This window comes from Dactylosporangium cerinum, assembly GCF_042653625.1.
GTDB classification, from domain to species: domain Bacteria; phylum Actinomycetota; class Actinomycetes; order Mycobacteriales; family Micromonosporaceae; genus Dactylosporangium; species Dactylosporangium cerinum.
Map to the genome: position 1 here is coordinate 682,336 of NZ_JBHSIU010000041.1, position 17,405 is coordinate 699,740.

Below are 17,405 nucleotides of genomic sequence, written 5' to 3' on the forward strand. Positions count from 1 at the left end.
CCGGGGCAACACCCGGGGGCGGATGATCGTGAGCACCGCCGCACGCTGAGGGCTACGCCGCGTTCACCCTCAGCGCACGGGCCGTGGTCAGTGGCAGGACGCCGAGCCGCTGTCGGTGCTGCCGCCGGCGTTGGTCCCGACGAACTGCCAGCTGTACGAATTGTCCGACAGCGTCATCTGCAGTACGCCGAACGTGTTGGCGATGCGGGCCTCGCTGTTGGGCGACGGGGTCGCGCGGATGCTGAAGAAGTTGCGGCCGCCACTGCCGACGATGAACTCGGCGATGCCCCGCGCCGGGTCCGCGGCGGCGGTGACCGTCTGCGGAGCGAACCGCTCGTAGAAGTGGGCGTGGCCGTTGAGCACCACGTCCGCGTTCTTGTTGTAGAGCAGCGTGTAGATGGAGGTCATGTCCGGCTGGTGATCCTGGCTGCTGGAGAACATCGGGATGTGCCAGTAGGCCAGGGTGCACGGCTTGGTGTTGGCGTTCAGGTCGGCGAGGAGCCACTGATACTGCGGGTTGCCCGGGTTGCATCCGCCGACGACGCCGCACTGGCTGTCCAGCGCGACCATGTGCCAGTTGCCGATGTCCCAGCTGTACCAGGACTTGCACAGCGTCGTGCAGCCCGGGTCGAGCGGGTGCGACCGGTCGCCGAAGTAGGTGAAGTAGCCGGTGCCGCCGGTCGGTTCGACGGCGCTGCCGATGTACCCGTATTCGTGGTTGCCCGGCACCGGGCGGCTGATCGGGTCGAGGCGCCCCCACGACGGGGCGTACATCTGCTGGAACTCCTCCAGGGTGCCCTTCTCGTACTGGTCGTCGCCGAGCGGCAACACCGCGTCGGGGTGCAGGCTGAGCGCCAGGTCGGAGGTGGCCATCTGCTGGCAGGTGGTGACGCTGGGGGTCTTGCCGATCGGGCACGCCATGTCTCCGGCCGCGACGATGGTCGGGTCGGTGTTGGTGAGGCTGAACGCGGCCGCCTGGGCCGCGCCGTCGGTTGTCGCGGTCACCGCATAGGTGCCGCTTCTCGGACCGGCCTGCAGCGGCGGGCTGGTCGCCACGCCGCCGCCGTCGGTCGTGACGGTGACCTCGTGCGCACCGCCGGGGAACGTCGCGGTCGGGTCGGTGGCCGGCGCGGTGAAGGTGACCGGCAGGTTCGCCACGGTCCCGCCGCCGGGCCTGGTCACGCGGGCGCTGAGCGCCGAGGCGAACGTGCGGCCCACCATCACGGTCTGCACGGCGCCGCCCATTGCGGTCACCGTGGTGCCCGTCCCGCCCGGCGACGGCGTCGGCGACACGGACGCGGACTCCGACACCACCGGCGACGCCGAGGGCGATGGGGACGCCGAGGGCGACGGGGATGCCGAGGGCGACGGCGACGGCGACGCTCCGGTCACCGTCTTGACCACCAGGGTCGGCGGGGTCGAAGCGGACTCCCGGCTGGCGACCTTGTTGGTGCCGACCCGGGCGGTGGTCAGGCCCAGCCCGACCGTGCCGTTGCCGGTGACCGCGGCGGTCACGTCGATCGACGCCCACGTGTTCACCGTGATGTTCGGCCCCGAACCGACCTGCGCGCCCATCGCCGGCGCCGTCGCGTAGGTGACGGCCGACTCCGTCCACGACGCCGGCGCGGTGAACACCTGGACGCCGAGGGTCGAGGTGGAGAAGCTGTAGAGCTGCAGCGTCGCCGACGTGACGGTCCCGGTCATGCCGGCCGGGGCGAACCGCAGCAGCGACGTGATCACCGGGGCGGCGTTGGTGTTGAGTACGTAGTCGGCGCCGAAGTTGGTGTCCGGTTGGTCCGAGCGCAGCGACGCGTCGGCGGTGGCCTTGAAGGTGTACGTGGTGACGGTGCCGGTGGGTGACGGGGAGGGGGACGGCGACGGGCCGGTGACGGTGCCGTTGGTGAGGGTGAACGCGGCCGGCCCCGTGGTCCCCTCGGCGGCCGCCGTGACGGTGTAGGTGCCGGCAACCGCGTTCGCGGTCAGGGCGGGCGCGGTGGCACGGCCGCTCGCGTCGGTGGTGACCGACACCGCGGTGGCGCCGCCGGTGAACGCCGCCGAGGCGCCGGCGGCCGGCGTGGTGAACGTGACCGGCAGGTTCGTCACGGGCGCGCCGGCGCCGTCGGTGACGGTCGCGACGAGCGGCGCCGCGAACGCGGTCCCCGGCGCGGTGGACTGCCCCGAGCCGGCCGTCGCGGCGACGGTGGCGGGGGTGCCGGTGTTGATGACGAGCTGCGGCGGGGTCGCGGCGACCTCGCGGCTGGCGAACTTCTTGCTCACCGTCGACGTCGTGGTGACCACGAACGTGTAGGTGCCGTTGCCGGTGACGGCGGCGCTGACGTCGGCGGTGGCATAGGCGTTGACGGTCAGGTTGGCCATGTTCGCAACCATGGCCGTCCCGGCCGGAGGGGCCGTGTTCCAGGTGATCGCGGGCTCGGTCCAGTCGCTCGGCGCGGTCCAGATCTGCACGCCGGTGGACGACTGCGCGTAGCTGAACAGCTGCAGCTGCACGCCCGCCGGCGCGGCGGTCAGCCCGGACACGACGAACTTCAGGTACGCCACGGCGGTGGGCTTGTCGGCGGATGCGGCGCGGACCGTGAGGTCGGTCAGGGCGCCCTGGTTGGCGTCGGGCTGGTCCGACACGACGGTGGCGTCGGCGGATGCCTTGACGGTGAGCGGACCGGCGGCGTCGGAGATCGTGACCCACGTGCCGACGAGCAGCGCGGAGACGGCGGTGAGCACGGCGGCGCGCAGCAGGCGGCGGCGCGGTGGGGCGGTGGCGGAAGTGGTTGAAGCGGGGTCGGACATCATGATCGCTCCTGGAAAGGGATTCAGTCGTCTTCGACGAGGCCGCGTTTGCCGCACGGCCGCAGGGAGGTCGCCGACCAGACCCACTGCATGGTCACGTGGACGCTGGCCTGGGTCGGCCCGGTGCTGTCGTAGGTGCCGTCGACGGTGAGCTCGTCGGCGCCGCCGGCCTTGATGGTCGCCGGGCCGTCGACCTTCGCCGGCCACACCGTGTCGCCGACCCGCACGACGTAGGTGTCCACGGCGATCGACGCGGTGGTCTCGTTGATGACGAGGCCACGGAGGCGGATGCGGTACTTCCCTGCGGCGAACGACCGGCCGTCGCTCAGCGCGGGCTCGAAGGCGGCGTCGTTGACGGTGATCGTCGGTGCGGCGCCGGCGGGGCAGAAGATCTGGGCACCGTCGGCGCCGACGACGACCTCGGCGGCGCCGTCGGGCCCGGCGGGCAGGGCCGGCGGGCGGGCGTTCGCGCGGGCGGCGGGCGCCGCCGCGGGTCGGAGGCGCTCGACGACGAGCACTCCCGCAGCGGTCAGGACGGTGACGAGGGCGACGGCGGCGAGCAGGCCGCGCGCGCCGAATGGCGGTTTCACCACAGGGACCTCCGGGTCATCGGGGTGAGTGACTGGCACAGCGGCGTGGAGGGTGCGGCCCGGGCCAGTTCATCGGAGTAGCCGGCGCGGTACCGGCCGCTGTTGTCCTGGTCGAAGTAGTCGTGGGTCTCGTAACTGACCCGCCGGACGGGGTCCTCGATCCAGGCGTGCGGGTGCAGCCGCCCCCAGTCGGCGGGCGACATCTGCGCGTACCCGGACACCAGCACCCGCCGGCGGTCGCCGGTCCTGCGGATGGCCCGCACCGCCTGCTGCGAGGCGCGTTCCCAGATGAGCGCCGCGTCGCGGCCCTTCGCTGCCAGCTTCGTCGGCTCGTTGAGCAGGCCGTAACCGGCGATCGCCGGCAGGTCGGCGGTGGCGCGGGCGAGCCGCGACCAGAGGTCGGCGAGTGCCGTGGTCGGCAGTTCCAGCGAGCCGAGCGGGACTCGGCGGACCCTGCCGGCGCCGGCGTCTGCGCTGCCGTCTGTGTCTGCGCTGCCGAGCGCGTAGTCGCCGTAGCCGTGCAGGTCCAGCACGACCCGCAGCCCGGCCGCGGCGGCGGACCCGACGGCGGTGCGGATCCGGCCCAGCTCCGCGGCGACGAGCGGCCCCGACGGCCGGTCCTGCAGCCGTTCCCAGCTGATCGCGAGCCGGACCAGCCGGACCCCGCGACCGGCCAGGTACGCGTAGAAGCCGGCGTCCTCGTAGGTGTAGTCCGACCCGTACCGGCCGGGGTTGAGGTTGCTGAAGTCGGGGTTGCCGTCGCCGGTGCCGAACGACCCGCCGGCCAGGGCCACACCCCGGAGGTATCGCTCCGCGCCCGGGTGCGCCTCGACGATCGGCGCCTGCGGCCCGGCACTGCCCACGGTGGACCCGGACCGGTAGACGGTCATCCGGTAGTTCGGCGGCCACCGTCCCGCCGCCCAGGCGGTGACCGGCAGGCCGATCGCGTCCGCGGCGCGGTACCAGACGGCACCGAGCGCGTTCCACTGGTCGATGTCGGCGCCGGCGGGCCAGCCGACCTCGCCGACGAACCCGGACGCGTCCTCGCGGCGCAGCCAGGCCGAGAAGTGCGCCAGCCCGGCGAGGGCACCGGCCTGCAGCGCGTCGGTGCCGCAGACGACGACGGGCGCGGGCCGCTGCAGCCGCCAGACGACGACCACAGTGGACAGTGTCAGCGCGCAGAGCGCCGCCGAGGTGGCGGCGGCGCCGGCGACGACCCGCCACCGCGTCGGGACGCGGTGGCGGGTGACCTGATCGCGCGCGGACGGGCGCCGTGCCGGGTGGGCCGTGCGGGTCCGTGTCGCGGTCACCGGTCAGCCTCCCGCCTTCTTCACGCTCGCGCCCGGGTCCACCGCGCGGACCGCGACGGTGTCGAGGCCGGTGCCGAACGTCACGACCGGGTGGCTGTGCTGCAAGGCCTTGCCGAGCGTCGGGAAGAGGTTGAGCGTGTCCTTCGAGGGTTGCCCGTCGGCCTGCAGGTGCACCGAGAGGTCGTCCTGGTGGTCGAGCAGGACGTAGTCGATCGACGCCCACTGCGGGGAGCCGGGCAGCTGCACGTCCTTGTCGACATCGAGCTTCGTGAACCAGATGACGTGCGAGCGCGGGTATCCGGCCTCGACGAGGTCGACCCAGAACGCGTCGTCGACGACGAGGTACTCGTCCCTGCCGACGTTGTCCAGCACCCATCGCAGCGCGGCCGCCTTGCCGGCGTCGCGGTCGTTGGTCCGGAGGTCCTGCAGCCCGTACTGCCAGGAATGGGCCACGAAGACCGCAAGGACGAGGGTGGCCGCGCCGACCAGGATCTGCCGGCCGCGACGCAGCCCGGGTGAGCCGAGACCGGCCCGCAGCGTCGAGTCGACACGGTCCCGGATCCAGGGCACCACGACGAGCCGACCGGCGAAGAGCCAGTCCGCGACGCCGGCGACGGTGAGCGCGGCGAACGGGATCATCGCGATCACGTACGGGTAGGGCAGGTAGCCGCCGCGCAGCATCTGGGTCACCTGGATGCAGAAGGCGGCGGCGACGGCCCGGGTCCGGCGGATGAGCAATCCAGGGATCGCGAGCAGCAGCGACAGCATCGGCAGCCACCGGTCCTGATCGATCCAGGACTGGATGACCGCGTGCGCGGTGCTCTTCGGGTCGAAGATGTCGCCGCTGCCGACGCGTTCGAACAGCTGCCAGCGCACCGCGTACTCGATGCTGACGTGGCCCGGGCCGGCGAGCAGCTCGTTGTTGATGAGCGCGTAGAGCGGGTACGCCGCGCACAGCAGCCCGAAGCAGGTGCCGAACATCGTCACGGTGAACCTGCGGTTGCGCCGGTCCGACCGCATCCACAGCAGCAGGGCCACGGCGGGCAGGTACAGCAGCGCCGTCTCCTTGCTGAGCACGGCGACGGCGAACGACCCGCCGCTGGCGATCGCGGCGGTCAGGCTGCGCCGCGGGGAGGCGGCGAAGAAGAACGCCGCGACGAGCCACGGCGTGACGATGTTGTCCAGCAGCGCGGCACGGGTGAAGTACACCGACAGCGGGCTCAACGCGAACAGCAGCACCGCGATCATGCTGCCGAACCGGGTGAAGTCCAGCCGCCTCGCGAGCCCGTACAGCAGCGGGATCGAGATCAGCTTGCACACAAGCATCAGCTCGCGGGTCGACGCGATCGCGTACGGGGCCCGGTCCGGCGCCCCGGTGAGCACGTTGTACGCGGCGATCTGCAGCCAGCCGAGCGGCGGATGGGCGTACCAGTAGGTGTAGTGGCCGAGGTGCCCGAGGTGCTGCACCGCCCACGCGTAGGCGGTGTAGGTGCCCTCGTCGTCGAAGCGGGCCGGTGAGCGGTTCATGCCCACCGCGTGCACGACGCCGCCGACGACGGTGAGCACCGCGACGATCAGCGCGTCCCAGCGATGCTCCCGCAGCCACGCCACCGCGGCCCGCAGTTGCCGCCGCCTGCGTCCGGCCGGCGGTGGCGGCGGGTCGCCGAGGTCGATGTCCAGCGGTGGCAGCTCCAGGTCGTACAACACGGGCGCGCTCATGAGCCGATCACCTCCAGTTCGCGGTGGGCGCCGACGTGTTCGGTCTTCTCCCAGCCGCGCTGCCCCCGCACCTCGCGGACCGACGCGCGGATGGCGGCGACCGACAGCAGCAACTGGTAGGGGATCGCGCCGGCGACGAGCTTCGCGTAGTCGCGGAACCTGGCCTTGAGCGCGAACATCCGGTTGAACTCCGCCAGCCCGATGATCTCCACCGCGATGGTGGCCACCGTCGGCATCAGCGGCACGAACGTGAACAGCACGAACACCGCCGGCGCCTTGAACAGCACCATCGACAGCAGCGACACCGGGACCAGGACACCGGCGAACGCCTGCAGGAACGGCGACGCGAGCAGGTACCGCGCCATCCAACGCTTGCTCCTGGTGGGCAGCCGCCGCCATTCGCCCTTGCGCAGCACCTGCAGGTATCCCTGATTCCACCGGGTGCGCTGCTTGATGAGGCCCCGCAGCGACGGCGGCGTCTCCTCCCGGGTCGCCAGCTCCGGGCTGTAGGCGACCGCGACGTGCGCCCCGGCGACCGACAGCCGGATGCCGAGCTCGCAGTCCTCGGCGAGGCACTCGGTGTCCCAGCCGCCGACGAGCCGCAACAGGTCCGTGCGGATGAACACGGTGTTGCCGCCGAGCGGGATGAACCCGCTGCGGGCGTGGAAGTGCAGCCTGCTGGAGAACCAGAAGAAGTACTCCAGGGTGTTGCGCAGCGCCCACCAGCTGGAGCGGTAGTTCATCAGCTGCACGCCGCCCTGCACCACGTGCGCGTGGGTCTTGCGGAAGCAGGCGTCGACGTGTTCGAGCAGTTCGTGGGCGACCTCGTCCTCGGCGTCGAAGACCCCGACGATCTTGCCCGCGCACAGGGGCAGGGCGCGGTTGAGTGCCTTCGGCTTGTTCTTCACCGGGCTGTCGTCGACGACGACCTTCACCCGCCGGTCGCGCAACGCGAGCCGGTGCGCCACCGCGGCGGTGCCGGGGTCGTCGTCACCGACGACCACCAGCACCTCCAGCGACGGGTGGTTCTGCTCCAGCAACCTGCGGACCGTGTCGGCCAGGACCGCCTCCTCGTGCCGCGCGGGCACGATCAGCGAGAACGACAGCCGGGGTTCGTCGGGTGCCGGGAAGGGCATCTGGCCGAGCGCCCGCGGTGTCCGCCACGAGTCGATCATCCAGATCAGGGTGGTCGCGGCGACGATGAACAGCACCGCGGTCACCAGGCTGTACAGGATGACGAACGCGACGGTCATGCCGTGCCTCCGGACGGGGCCAGCCGGGTGGCGGCCCGCCAGTTCGGGAACGTGTCCTGTTCGCGCACCGCCGCCGGCACCGGCACCGGCACCGCGGCGGGCCGGATCAGCTTGGGGATCTCGTCGGCCCAGCCGAAGGTGTCCGACGCGACCGACCGGGTCCTGATGTTGGCCAGGAAGCCCTGCAGGATCTGCCGTTCCTTGGCGCGCAGTTCCGCGTAGCCCAGGCCGCCGACGGTGATGGCGGGCGCGAGGTAGCGAAACGGCGGGAACCCGTAGGCGTCGTCGGTGTTGGTGATCATCCGCTCGACGGTGTCCTCGAAGGTGAGATCCGCGATTGCGGGCGCGCCACGTTCGATGATGAACAGCTCCTCGACCGTGGTGGTGCTGCCGAGTTTGCACGGCACCAGCCGGTCGACCGTGTACTTCGGCGGAGGCACCAGCATCTGCGTGATCGCGTTGATGCCCATGATCGGCACGTTGAACTTCGCCAGGGTCAGCGCCAGCGAGCGTCCGCCCTTGGAGTGCAGCCGGCTCTGCCACTGCAGCCGGCGCCATTCCTTGCTGGTCAGGTCGGTGGCGTTGACCGCGCGCAGCGTGTGCGAGCTGATGGTGAGGGGTTTCGGGAAGCACACCGCGTTGCCCTGGGCGTCCACGACGGTCATGTCGTCGGACAGGAACCGTCCACCGTGGTCGCGCAGCAGCCGCAGGATCGTGGCGGTCTTGCCGGTGTCGGTCAGCGCGGACAGCATCACGCCGACACCGCCGAGCGTGACGCAGGCCGAGTGCAGCAGCATCCGCCCCCGGGAGATCAGCACGAACCGCAGCAGCGCCTCGACGATGTTCGTGTAGACCACGTGCGGCGAACGCGCCAACAGCGGACCCACGACGATGTTGATCTGGTCGCCGAGCTGGACCCTGAAGTTGGCGCCGAAGCGGCCGAGGTGCTCCTCGTAGCGCAGGGTTGCCGGGTCGGCGAACTCGGTCATCGCGGCCCGCCGGCGTGGTCTCCGGTTGCCGACGTCGCCGACCCTGACCGCGATGTCGACGCTGTCGTCGGCGACCCACTGGGCGCGGAAGAACTCAAGTTCCGGCAGCATGATCTGCGAGCCGATGGTGACCGTGCCGGCGATGTCGTAGCGGTACTTGAGGTAGCTGGAGCGCCGCTTGCCGGACACCACGGGCTCGGCGTGCGGGCCGTGGTCGACCAGTAGGTGCACCGGATCCCGGGCGGGTTCGCCGGTGCGGGTGCCGTAGATGACCCGGTCGCTGAGCAGGAACCGCAGCAGGAACAGCACGACGAGGGTGATGCCGTTGGACACCAGCACGCCGATTCCGGTCAGCACGAGGACCTGCAGCACCGGCAACCGCAGGAGCAGCAGAAGGTTGTTCATCGCCCAGAAGCGGACCGCGCGGCTGGTCCAGGTGCCGTTGCCCTTGCCGCGGTACACCAGCAGCTCGATCAACGCGAAGTTCCACAGCGTCGAGGCCTGGGTGGCGATCGCGGCGCCGAGCAGGTGGTTGAGGCCGGCGGCAGAGTAGGCAGCCCACAGCGCGGCCGTGTTCACCGCCACGCCGGACAGGCCCACGAGCCCGAAGGCGACCATCCGGCCGAGCTGCTGCACGCGCTCCCGTTTGGTCTTCGGCGCCTGGGTCAGCTGCCCGGCGAGCCGGTGCCGGCGCAGCCGTGTGAGGTGCCGCAGATAGGTCATCGCCTCCTTGACCGAGGCTTTGGAGTCGCCGGCGTGCCGGGCTGCCATCTCGTAGCTGACCTCGGCCACGGTGCTGCCGGGGTGCCGGACGAGGATCTCCAGCAGCAGCTTGAACCCGATCGGGTCGAGCCGGTCGAGTTGCACCGCGGTCCGGCGGAACGCGAAGAGCCCGCTCATCGGGTCGGTGATGGTGGCGAGGCGCCGGGGGAAGAGGGCCCTCGCCAGCCTGGTCGCGGTCGAGGAGCCGGCGGTGCGCCGGGCGCCGTCGAGGCCGTCGCCGGTCGAGCCGTTGCCCGCGTACCGCGTGCCGACGACGATGTCCGCGCTGTGCCGGGCGGCCACCTGGGCGAGGTGCGCGACGACCTCCGGAGGGTGCTGCAGGTCAGCATCCATGACGACGACCCACTCGCCACGGGCGTGTCTGGCGCCGGCCACGACGGCTGAGCCGAGACCGCCGTGCCGCTCGTCGCGCGGGCGGTGCAGGAGGCGCACGGGCAGGGCGCTGATCTGTGCCTGCTCGGCGACCAGGAACGGGGTGCTGTCGTCACTGTCGTCCACGACCAGGATCTCCGCCTGAATGTCGGCGAACGCGGCATTGACCCGGCTGAACAGGGTCGTGACGTTGTCCACCTCGTTGCGGGTGGGCACGATGATCGTCAACTGCGTCACGTCGCCGGACTTTTCATGATCGAATTCAATGATCGATGTCGTGTCCGCGGGTCGTGCGTCGGCAATGTCGGTCAAGAGAGACCTCCGGGGCTTCTCGCTCGCGTGTTCGACGCGCATGAATGGCGTTTTCGGGCACGGTGAAATGGGGCGGCGTCGGCCGGCCCGAGTGATACCGTCAATTTCCGCAATGATGCGTGGCGGCTCGCCGCATGCTGCGGTGAGCTGCCCAGATGGATGTCGTCAAGGCATGACAAAGGAAGAGCTGCCAGCACGGGCGCTCCTATGCCATGGCGGCATCAGGTGGTGCGGGCCATCCGAACCTGAACGTCACCCCCGTAAGTGGAGTGGTGCGGTGAATACCGAAAGCAGAGGCGATTGGCATCCCCGCCTGAACGGCAACAGTATTCGCCTATATGTTTGGCTGTCCATCGCAAGAAAGGTTCATGAACAGAAGGTGAATTACCACAGATGAGTCCGGTCGATGAATACCGGATCACCGACTCCGGCCATTCGGACTCAACGGGCGCAGGTCTGGCCTTTTGTGAAGATCATGTTCGACGTGTGTTTCAAATCGCGGCGCGTCACTGTCGGCTATGCGACTGGAGACATTCACAAATGTCACCTACATGTTGTGGGAGGAACGGGAAGAAACGGACTCCCGCCATCCACGTACGTGTTGCACAGCGAAAAAGAATGGGCCGGACCGCGCGATTCAGGCGGCCGGCCACCACGCCCGTACGAGGCCGATAAATTCCCCGACCGCACCACCCATAGCGGCAAAGGCGGCAACCACAACGGCACTCGTCAACGCCGACCAGACCCGGCCCACCGACACCGGCGGTCGGGTGAGCGCCTCGATCCGGCACATCAGGTTCGACCCGCCGATACCCATTTCGCCGATACCCGCGGCGCCGATACCCGCGGCACGAGCCGGCTGCGACGCCAGCGCCACCTTGGCCACGGTGCGGGCGACCAGCCGCCGATCACCGACGGTCGCGGCGGCGTCCTCGTCCGAGGCCCGCTCCACCAGCAGCGCGACCCCGTCGGCGACGGGCCGCAGCAGCGGGTGCACCGCCGCCGCAAGGACGGCAACCGCGATCAGACGGTGATGCCGCAGCCGCAGATGTGCCCGCTCGTGTGCAAGGACCGCCGCCCGCTCATCCGGATCGAGCAACCGCAGCAGCCCGCTGGTCACCAGGACATGCCCGGCCCGGCGACGGGCGCCACGACCTTCCCCGGGCACCGCGACGGCATGTGGGCGGTCCCAGTCCGCAACCAGCATCCCGTTGTGCGGCAGGCCTGCGGCCCGCAGGTCCCGCACCGCACCCCGACGCTGGCGGGTCTGCCTGACGACCCGCCAGCCGAGCCACCCCGCCAGCAGGAACGCGGCGCCGGCCACCAGATCCGGCACCGGCTCAGGCAGCACGATCCCGGCCGACAGCGCCTGCCCCTCCCGGCGTTCCATCGCCGGCAGGTCGTCGAACAGGGTCAGGACGATCAACGCCAGGGCTCCCGCCCCCGCCGCCGCGGCGATCGCGGCGGCCACCGCCAGCGTCCGGGCCGCCGCCTGCGGCCGCGCGCTGCGGGTGAGCCGCCGGGTGGGCGGCGCCAGCAGCAGCGGCAGCACCAGGGGGAGGTAGACCAGCCAGGTCATCCAGGCGCACCGCCGTCGGCGCGTTCCAGCAGCGCCCGCAGGACTTCCACGTCGGAGGCGTCCAGCCGGTCGGCGAAGTGCTGCAACACCGCCCGCCGGTCCCCCGGCCCGTCGAGCACCGCCCGCATCTGCGTGGCGGCTGCGGTCGCGGCGTCGTGGGTCGGCCAATAGGCGTGCGCGCGACCGGACGGCTGCCGCTGCAGCAGCCCCTTGTCGTGCATCCGGGTCAGGATCGTCAGCACCGTGTTGTACGCCAGGACCGTGCGGTCGCCGCCGTGGCTCTCCGCCAGCGCGGTCTGCACCTGCCCGGGCGTGAGCGGCTCGGTCGCAGCCCACAGCAACGCCATGATGTCCGACTCGAGGGAACCCCATGCCCGCCGCGGCTGCCGTTCACTCACGGCGACACGATATCCGCCGCTCCCCCGCTTGTCAGGAGGTCCGCCGGTGGGTCACGACAATCTCAGCCGGCGGATCCAGACGGCGCAGAGCAGGGTCAGGCCGAGGGCCAGCAGAAGGTAGCCTGCCGTCTCCGCCCACTGGAACGTCCAATATCTCCCGGCCGGCTGATACGTCACCAGCTGGCCGAGCCGAAGCCGATCGATGGCCGCGTCACACTCCGCCGGTGGGAACGCCGGCGAGGTGCAGGCCTCCGGCACCGGTCCGGCGTACGGTCGTCCCGTCGAGTCGACTGTCCGCACCGAGGTGATCCACGCCCCGGGGAGGTCCACCGGCATCGACACCGCCAGGACCTGGCCGTCCACCCGCACCTGGTGCGGCCGGCCGGACACCGTGAGCGGGGTCGTGGTGGACAACGGATCGCGGTAGTGCTCGCGCACGACCGCCGGCACGAGCACCTGCACCGCCGCCAGGATCACGAGGGTCACCGCCATCGCCGCCACGGCGCGCCGCACCAGCAGGCCCACCGCGACGCCGAGGACGAAGGCGAAGGCGGCATGGCCGACGGGGACGACGTCCCGCGCGCCGAAGACCAGCGGCGCGAACCGGTTCGGCAGGTCCAGGCCCTGGTCGTGACCGGGCAGACCGCCGGCCCGATCGAGCGGGCCGGCCCACCGGGTGACCGCGAGGCTCAGCAGCGCGGTGGTCAGCACCGCCGCCAGGGCGTGCAGCCCGAGCCGCACGAGCAGCCAGCGCGACCGGGTGACGGTCTGCGTCCAGGCCAGCCGAAGCGTCCCGGGCTCCAACTCCCTGGCGACCAGCGGGGCGCCCCAGAACATGCCGATGACGGCCGGGGTGAGATACATCAGCGCGATGCCGGCGAAATACAGGAACGGCCGCAGATCGTCGGCCTGGACCCCGGCGGCGAACACGCCCTGGGCCCGCCCGCAGTCGTCAGCGGCGACGCAGGTGCCGAGACCGCTGGCCGTGTACAGGTCGGCGAGGTGCCCGCCGGTCAGGGCGAGCACGACGGACACCACCGCGAGCACGCCGGCCGCGGCCCACACCTGTGCGCGGATCTGCCGCCAGGTCAACCAGGTCATCGTGCCGCCTCCGCATCGTCGTGCCGTCCCCGGCTCAGGTAGGTGAGGACCAGGTCCTCCAGGCTCAGCGGCGCGTGCTCGGCCAGCAGCTCCGCGACCGGGCCGGCCGCCTGCACCCGGGCGGTGCTCAGCACGATCAGGTAGTCGCAGGTGCGGGCCAGGTCCGCCACGACGTGGGAGGACAGCACCACGCTCACCTCCCGGTCCGCGACCGCTTCCGTCAGGTCCTGCAGGAACTCGTGCCGGGCGAGGGGGTCGAGACTCGCCGCCGGCTCGTCCATGACCAGCAGGTCGGGCCGCTTGCCGACGGCCAAGGTGAGGGCGAGCTGAGCGCGCTGCCCACCGGACAGCCGCCCGGCACGAAGGCCCGGGTCCAGGCCGAGCCGGTCGACCCGCCGTTCGGCGTAGCCGGCGTCCCAGCCGGGGTTGAGTCGCGCGCCGAGCTTGAGGTGTTCGGCGACCGTCAACGTCGGGTAGAGCGGTGCGTCCTGCGCTATGAAGCCGACCCTCGCCAGGTGGGCCCGGTCGGTGCCGGGCCGGCGACCGAGGACCTCGACAGTGCCGACCGTCGGTGCCAGCAGACCGACCGACAGGTTCAGCAGGGTGCTCTTACCGGCCCCGTTCGGCCCGACGAGACCGACCACGCGGCCGGCCGGGATCGACAATGTACATTGCGCCAGCGCCCACCTGTCCCCATATCGTTTGCCCAGGCCACGGGCCTCCACGACAGTGCTCATCGTTCGTCCTTCCACGGATCGGTTGCGGTGATGACGATCCTGGCGACGCGGGGCGTGGGTGTCGTCATGCCCGGGCACAGCGGCATCGGGGCGGGTTGTCAGACCCAGGTACACCCCCGGCGTCGTGCTGTGGTCTGACGCGGCGCGCGGGCCGGGCCGTTACGGTTTGTCCATGCAGCTGCCCAGACCACCGTTGTCCGGTCGCCTCGGGCCGGCGCAGCGGGCCGTGGCCGACGGGCTGACCGCTGCGGCCCTGGTCGCGGTGGCCACGGTCGTGGCGTGGCAGTCCGCCGGACCGCGCGGGTCGAGATGGGTCGACGCGGTGGTGTTCGCCGCCGCGGTCGCCGGCGGGGCGGTGCGCCGCAGCAGGCCGCGGACCGCCCTCGCGCTCACCGTCGCCGTGGCGGTCCTCGCCACCGGGGCCGGTTCGTTCCCCGCGCCATGGGTCGCGGTCGCGTTCGTGATGTATGTGGTGCCACAACGGATTGCGCGCCGGGAGGCGATCTGGCTCCTCATCGGTTCGGTGGCCGCGGCCATGGTCGGGCTCGCCGGCTTCCTTGACGCATTCTGGGCCCGGCCCGGGCCGAACCGCGTTGCGATGCTCACCGAGATCCTCCTGCTCCTCACGGTGGCCTGGACGATCGGCTATGCGGTGCGCCAGCAGGCGTTGTACACCGCCGGGTTGCGCGAGCGGGAGGCGCAGGAGACGCAGTCACGGCTCGCGGAGGCCCGCCGCGCGATGAGCGAGGAACGGTTGCGGATCGCACGGGAGTTGCACGATGTCGTCGCGCACACGTTGAGCGTGATCGCGGTGCAGGCCGGCGTCGCCAACCATGTCGCGGCCGAACGGCCGGACGAGGCCAGCCGGGCGTTGCTGTCGATCGAGGAGACCAGCCGGGACGCCCTGCGCGAGATGCGGTCGATGCTCGGCGTCCTGCGCGCCGGCCCGCTCCCCCCGTCGGGCCCCGGCCTCGACGACCTGGACGAGCTGGTGCGGCGCACCGCCGACGCCGGCCTCGTCGTGGACCTGCAGACGACCGGCGCCCGCCCGGAGCTGCCCACAGGGCTGGACCTGGTCGCGTATCGCATCATCCAGGAGGCCGTCACCAACGTGTTGCGGCATGCCGCCACCGACCGCTGCCGGGTGACCGTCGGCTTCCGGCCCGACGCGCTCACCCTCGAGATCGCCGACGGCGGCCCGGGTGCGGCGGGGACGTCCGGCGGGCACGGCATCGACGGCATGCGTGAACGTGTCGACATGTACGGCGGGACCTTCACCGCCGGTCCGGCGCCGGGCCGCGGCTTCGCGGTGCGGGCCACGTTCCCGCTCACGGTCAAGGCCGTCGGATGATCCGGGTCCTCGTCGCCGACGACCAGACGCTGGTCCGCGGCAGCTTCCGGGTCCTCGTCGACACCGCCCCCGATCTCGTCTCGGTCGGTGAGGCCGCGACCGGCGCCGAGGCGGTCACGCTCGCCGGTCAGGAGCGTCCCGACGTGGTGCTCATGGACATCCGCATGCCGGATCTGGACGGCATCGAGGCCACCCGGCAGATCTGCGCCGACCCGGCGACCGCGGGCGTGCGGGTGCTGATCCTGACGACATTCGACGCCGACGAATACGTGTTTGCCGCGCTGCACGCGGGCGCGAGCGGTTTCCTGCTCAAGGACACCAGGCCAGGCGACCTGCTGACCGGGATCCGGGTCGTGGCCGCCGGGGAGTCGCTGCTCGCGCCGGGGGTGACCCGCCGGCTCATCGAGGCGTTCACCCGCCACCCGGGCGACCGTGGGCAGAGTGACTGGGCCGCGCTGGCCGACACGACCGAGCGGGAGCGGGAGGTGCTGACGCTCGTCGGTCGTGGCCGGTCCAATCAGGAGATCGCCGAGGATCTGCACATCACGATGTCAACGGCGAAGACCCATGTCGGGCGGTTGCTGATGAAGCTCGGCGCCCGGGACCGGGCCCAGCTGGTCATCGCCGCCTATGACGCCGGTCTCGTCCGGCCTGCCCGCTGAGCTGCGTCACTCCGAGAGGGGAAGCCGGATGCGCAGGAGTGCGCCGCCGCGTGGGCCGTCGTCGACGGTGAGCGTGCCCCCGTGGGCGGTGACGACGTCACGGGCGATCGGCAGGCCGAGGCCGGTGCCGCCGCTCTGCCGTGAGCGGTCGTCGTCGAGGCGGACGAACCGGCCGAAGACGCGTTCCCGGTCGGCGGCGGGAATGCCGGGGCCGTCGTCGGCGACGGTGAGCTCCGCGGTGCCGCCGGCGGCGGTGAGGCTGATCGTGACGTGGCTGTGGCAGTGGCGGGCCGCGTTGTCGAGCAGGTTGCGCAGGACCCGTTGCAGGTGGTGCGGGTCGCCGTGGACCCGGGCGGGGGCGACTCGCGTCTCCACGTGCAGGTCAGGGTGGCCGGCGACGAGGCGATCACGTTCGGCGTAGACGATGTCGTCCAGATCGACGTCCTCGCGGCGCAGTTGCGGGCCGGACTCGTCGACGCGGGCGAGCAGCAGCAGGTCGGCGATGAGCCGGGCCATGCGGGCGCTCTCGTGGCGCATGCGCGTGACGTGGGTGCCCGCGGACGGCGGCAGGTCCGCCGCGCCGAGCAGGTCGAGGCCGGCGTGGATGGTCGACAGCGGGCTGCGCAGCTCGTGACTGGCGTCGGCCACGAACCGGCGCTGCGCCTCGGTGGCCGCCTCGATCCGGTCGAGCATCGTGTTCATCGTCGTGGCGAGGGCGGCGATCTCGTCCGCGGTGGCGGGCACGGGGAGGCGGGTGTGCAAATTCCGGGCGGTGATGGTGTCGGCCTGCCGGCGCATCGCGTCGACCGGGCGGAGGGTCCGCCCGACGAACACGAACGTGGCGGCGCCGACGACCAGGGTGAGCAGCGGCATCCCCACGGCGAGCGCACCGAGGATCGCTTCGGTGCCGTCGTTGACCTCGTCGAGGGACTGCGCGACCAGGACGGTGCGCGGTCCGTCCGGAGTGTCGACGCCAACGGCGACGATCCGGAAGCGTTCGTTGTGGGCTATCTCGAGGCGGCGTTGCTCGCGGACGGTCTGCCCGGCGGCGGGCCGCAGCGGCGAGATCGGCCCGGCCCCGCCGACCGCGGCGGACGCGGAGACGACCCGGCCGGTGCCGTCGACGACCTGCACGACGGTCCGGTCGCGGGCCGACGGCCGCAGGGTGGCGGCGAGACCGGCACCGTCGGCGTCGCCGAGGGCGGCCGCGACCTGGGCGGCGCGCTGTGTGGTCGACTGGTCGACGTTGTCGGTGAGGATGAGCCGGGCCGCCACGACGAGGGCCGCGCCGCTGGCCAGAGCGGCGATCGCGACGACCGCCGCCGCGGCGAGCGCGGAGCGCATCCGCACCCCGAGCCGCCCGTTGCGCCACCAGCTGGTCATATCAGGAACGTAGCCGGGCCGACCTGAACCCGGGCTGAAAGCGCCACCCGAGTGATTACGT

The 17,405-nt window shown here is 71.7% G+C and carries 13 protein-coding genes; 2 read left to right on the top strand and 11 right to left on the bottom strand.

From position 1 onward, the window contains the following. Positions 1-87 precede the first annotated feature (87 nt). The 10 genes from ACFPIJ_RS32255 to ACFPIJ_RS32300 all read right to left on the bottom strand — a co-directional run bounded on the left by ACFPIJ_RS32255 (position 88) and on the right by ACFPIJ_RS32300 (position 13,948). Positions 88-2,808 carry a CBM96 family carbohydrate-binding protein gene (locus ACFPIJ_RS32255; protein WP_380120584.1) on the bottom strand — a complete coding sequence of 907 codons (2,721 nt, stop codon included), beginning with the start codon at positions 2,806-2,808 and terminating at the stop codon, positions 88-90. 20 nt (positions 2,809-2,828) lie between these two features. Continuing rightward, on the bottom strand, positions 2,829-3,395 hold the full coding sequence (locus tag ACFPIJ_RS32260; RefSeq protein WP_380120586.1) for a hypothetical protein: 567 nt from the start codon (positions 3,393-3,395) through the stop codon (positions 2,829-2,831). Continuing rightward, complete coding sequence (locus tag ACFPIJ_RS32265) at positions 3,392-4,705, bottom strand: glycoside hydrolase family 5 protein (RefSeq protein WP_380120588.1); 1,314 nt, start codon at positions 4,703-4,705, stop codon at positions 3,392-3,394. Before ACFPIJ_RS32265 ends, ACFPIJ_RS32260 begins: the two co-directional genes overlap by 4 nt. Positions 4,706-4,708: 3 nt before the next feature. After that, the gene (locus ACFPIJ_RS32270) at positions 4,709-6,424 is read right to left on the bottom strand and encodes an ArnT family glycosyltransferase (protein ID WP_380120590.1); all 1,716 of its coding nucleotides are present in this window, start codon (positions 6,422-6,424) and stop codon (positions 4,709-4,711) included. Next, positions 6,421-7,677: a glycosyltransferase gene (locus ACFPIJ_RS32275; protein ID WP_380120592.1), complete on the bottom strand. Its 1,257-nt coding sequence runs from the start codon at positions 7,675-7,677 to the stop codon at positions 6,421-6,423. Before ACFPIJ_RS32275 ends, ACFPIJ_RS32270 begins: the two co-directional genes overlap by 4 nt. After that, positions 7,674-10,058 carry a glycosyltransferase gene (locus ACFPIJ_RS32280; protein ID WP_380120594.1) on the bottom strand — a complete coding sequence of 795 codons (2,385 nt, stop codon included), beginning with the start codon at positions 10,056-10,058 and terminating at the stop codon, positions 7,674-7,676. The genes ACFPIJ_RS32275 and ACFPIJ_RS32280 overlap by 4 nt, the downstream gene beginning before the upstream one ends. 712 nt (positions 10,059-10,770) lie before the next feature. Next, complete coding sequence (locus ACFPIJ_RS32285; protein ID WP_380120596.1) at positions 10,771-11,712, bottom strand: M56 family metallopeptidase; 942 nt, start codon at positions 11,710-11,712, stop codon at positions 10,771-10,773. Continuing rightward, on the bottom strand, positions 11,709-12,110 hold the full coding sequence (locus ACFPIJ_RS32290) for a BlaI/MecI/CopY family transcriptional regulator (protein WP_380120598.1): 402 nt from the start codon (positions 12,108-12,110) through the stop codon (positions 11,709-11,711). The genes ACFPIJ_RS32285 and ACFPIJ_RS32290 overlap by 4 nt, the downstream gene beginning before the upstream one ends. Before the next feature lie 51 nt (positions 12,111-12,161). After that, a complete protein-coding gene (locus tag ACFPIJ_RS32295; RefSeq protein WP_380120600.1) occupies positions 12,162-13,211 on the bottom strand; it encodes an ABC-2 transporter permease in 1,050 nt (349 codons plus the stop codon). Then, positions 13,208-13,948: an ABC transporter ATP-binding protein gene (locus ACFPIJ_RS32300; RefSeq protein ID WP_380120602.1), complete on the bottom strand. Its 741-nt coding sequence runs from the start codon at positions 13,946-13,948 to the stop codon at positions 13,208-13,210. Before ACFPIJ_RS32300 ends, ACFPIJ_RS32295 begins: the two co-directional genes overlap by 4 nt. Before the next feature lie 172 nt (positions 13,949-14,120). Between ACFPIJ_RS32300 and ACFPIJ_RS32305 the strand changes: the two genes are divergently transcribed. Both ACFPIJ_RS32305 and ACFPIJ_RS32310 read left to right on the top strand, forming a co-directional pair. Then, entirely contained in the window at positions 14,121-15,299 is a 1,179-nt protein-coding gene (locus tag ACFPIJ_RS32305) for a sensor histidine kinase (RefSeq protein WP_380120603.1), read from the top strand. Continuing rightward, complete coding sequence (locus ACFPIJ_RS32310; protein WP_380120605.1) at positions 15,296-15,961, top strand: response regulator; 666 nt, start codon at positions 15,296-15,298, stop codon at positions 15,959-15,961. Before ACFPIJ_RS32305 ends, ACFPIJ_RS32310 begins: the two co-directional genes overlap by 4 nt. 6 nt (positions 15,962-15,967) lie before the next feature. On the opposite strand, the gene ACFPIJ_RS32315 is transcribed toward ACFPIJ_RS32310, so the two are convergent. After that, the gene (locus tag ACFPIJ_RS32315; RefSeq protein WP_380120607.1) at positions 15,968-17,344 is read right to left on the bottom strand and encodes a sensor histidine kinase; all 1,377 of its coding nucleotides are present in this window, start codon (positions 17,342-17,344) and stop codon (positions 15,968-15,970) included. Between the last annotated feature and the right edge of the window lie 61 nt (positions 17,345-17,405).

Excerpts from the sequence above, each read along its gene's own strand:
- ACFPIJ_RS32285 (WP_380120596.1), bottom strand. The coding sequence starts at position 11,712 with ATGACCTGGCTGGTCTACCTCCCCCTGGTGCTGCCGCTGCTGCTGGCG.
- ACFPIJ_RS32275 (WP_380120592.1), bottom strand. The coding sequence starts at position 7,677 with ATGACCGTCGCGTTCGTCATCCTGTACAGCCTGGTGACCGCGGTGCTG.
- ACFPIJ_RS32315 (WP_380120607.1), bottom strand. The coding sequence starts at position 17,344 with ATGACCAGCTGGTGGCGCAACGGGCGGCTCGGGGTGCGGATGCGCTCC.
- ACFPIJ_RS32295 (WP_380120600.1), bottom strand. The coding sequence starts at position 13,211 with ATGACCTGGTTGACCTGGCGGCAGATCCGCGCACAGGTGTGGGCCGCG.
- ACFPIJ_RS32305 (WP_380120603.1), top strand. The coding sequence starts at position 14,121 with ATGCAGCTGCCCAGACCACCGTTGTCCGGTCGCCTCGGGCCGGCGCAG.
- ACFPIJ_RS32255 (WP_380120584.1), bottom strand. The coding sequence starts at position 2,808 with ATGATGTCCGACCCCGCTTCAACCACTTCCGCCACCGCCCCACCGCGC.
- ACFPIJ_RS32310 (WP_380120605.1), top strand. The coding sequence starts at position 15,296 with ATGATCCGGGTCCTCGTCGCCGACGACCAGACGCTGGTCCGCGGCAGC.
- ACFPIJ_RS32300 (WP_380120602.1), bottom strand. The coding sequence starts at position 13,948 with ATGAGCACTGTCGTGGAGGCCCGTGGCCTGGGCAAACGATATGGGGAC.
- ACFPIJ_RS32270 (WP_380120590.1), bottom strand. The coding sequence starts at position 6,424 with ATGAGCGCGCCCGTGTTGTACGACCTGGAGCTGCCACCGCTGGACATC.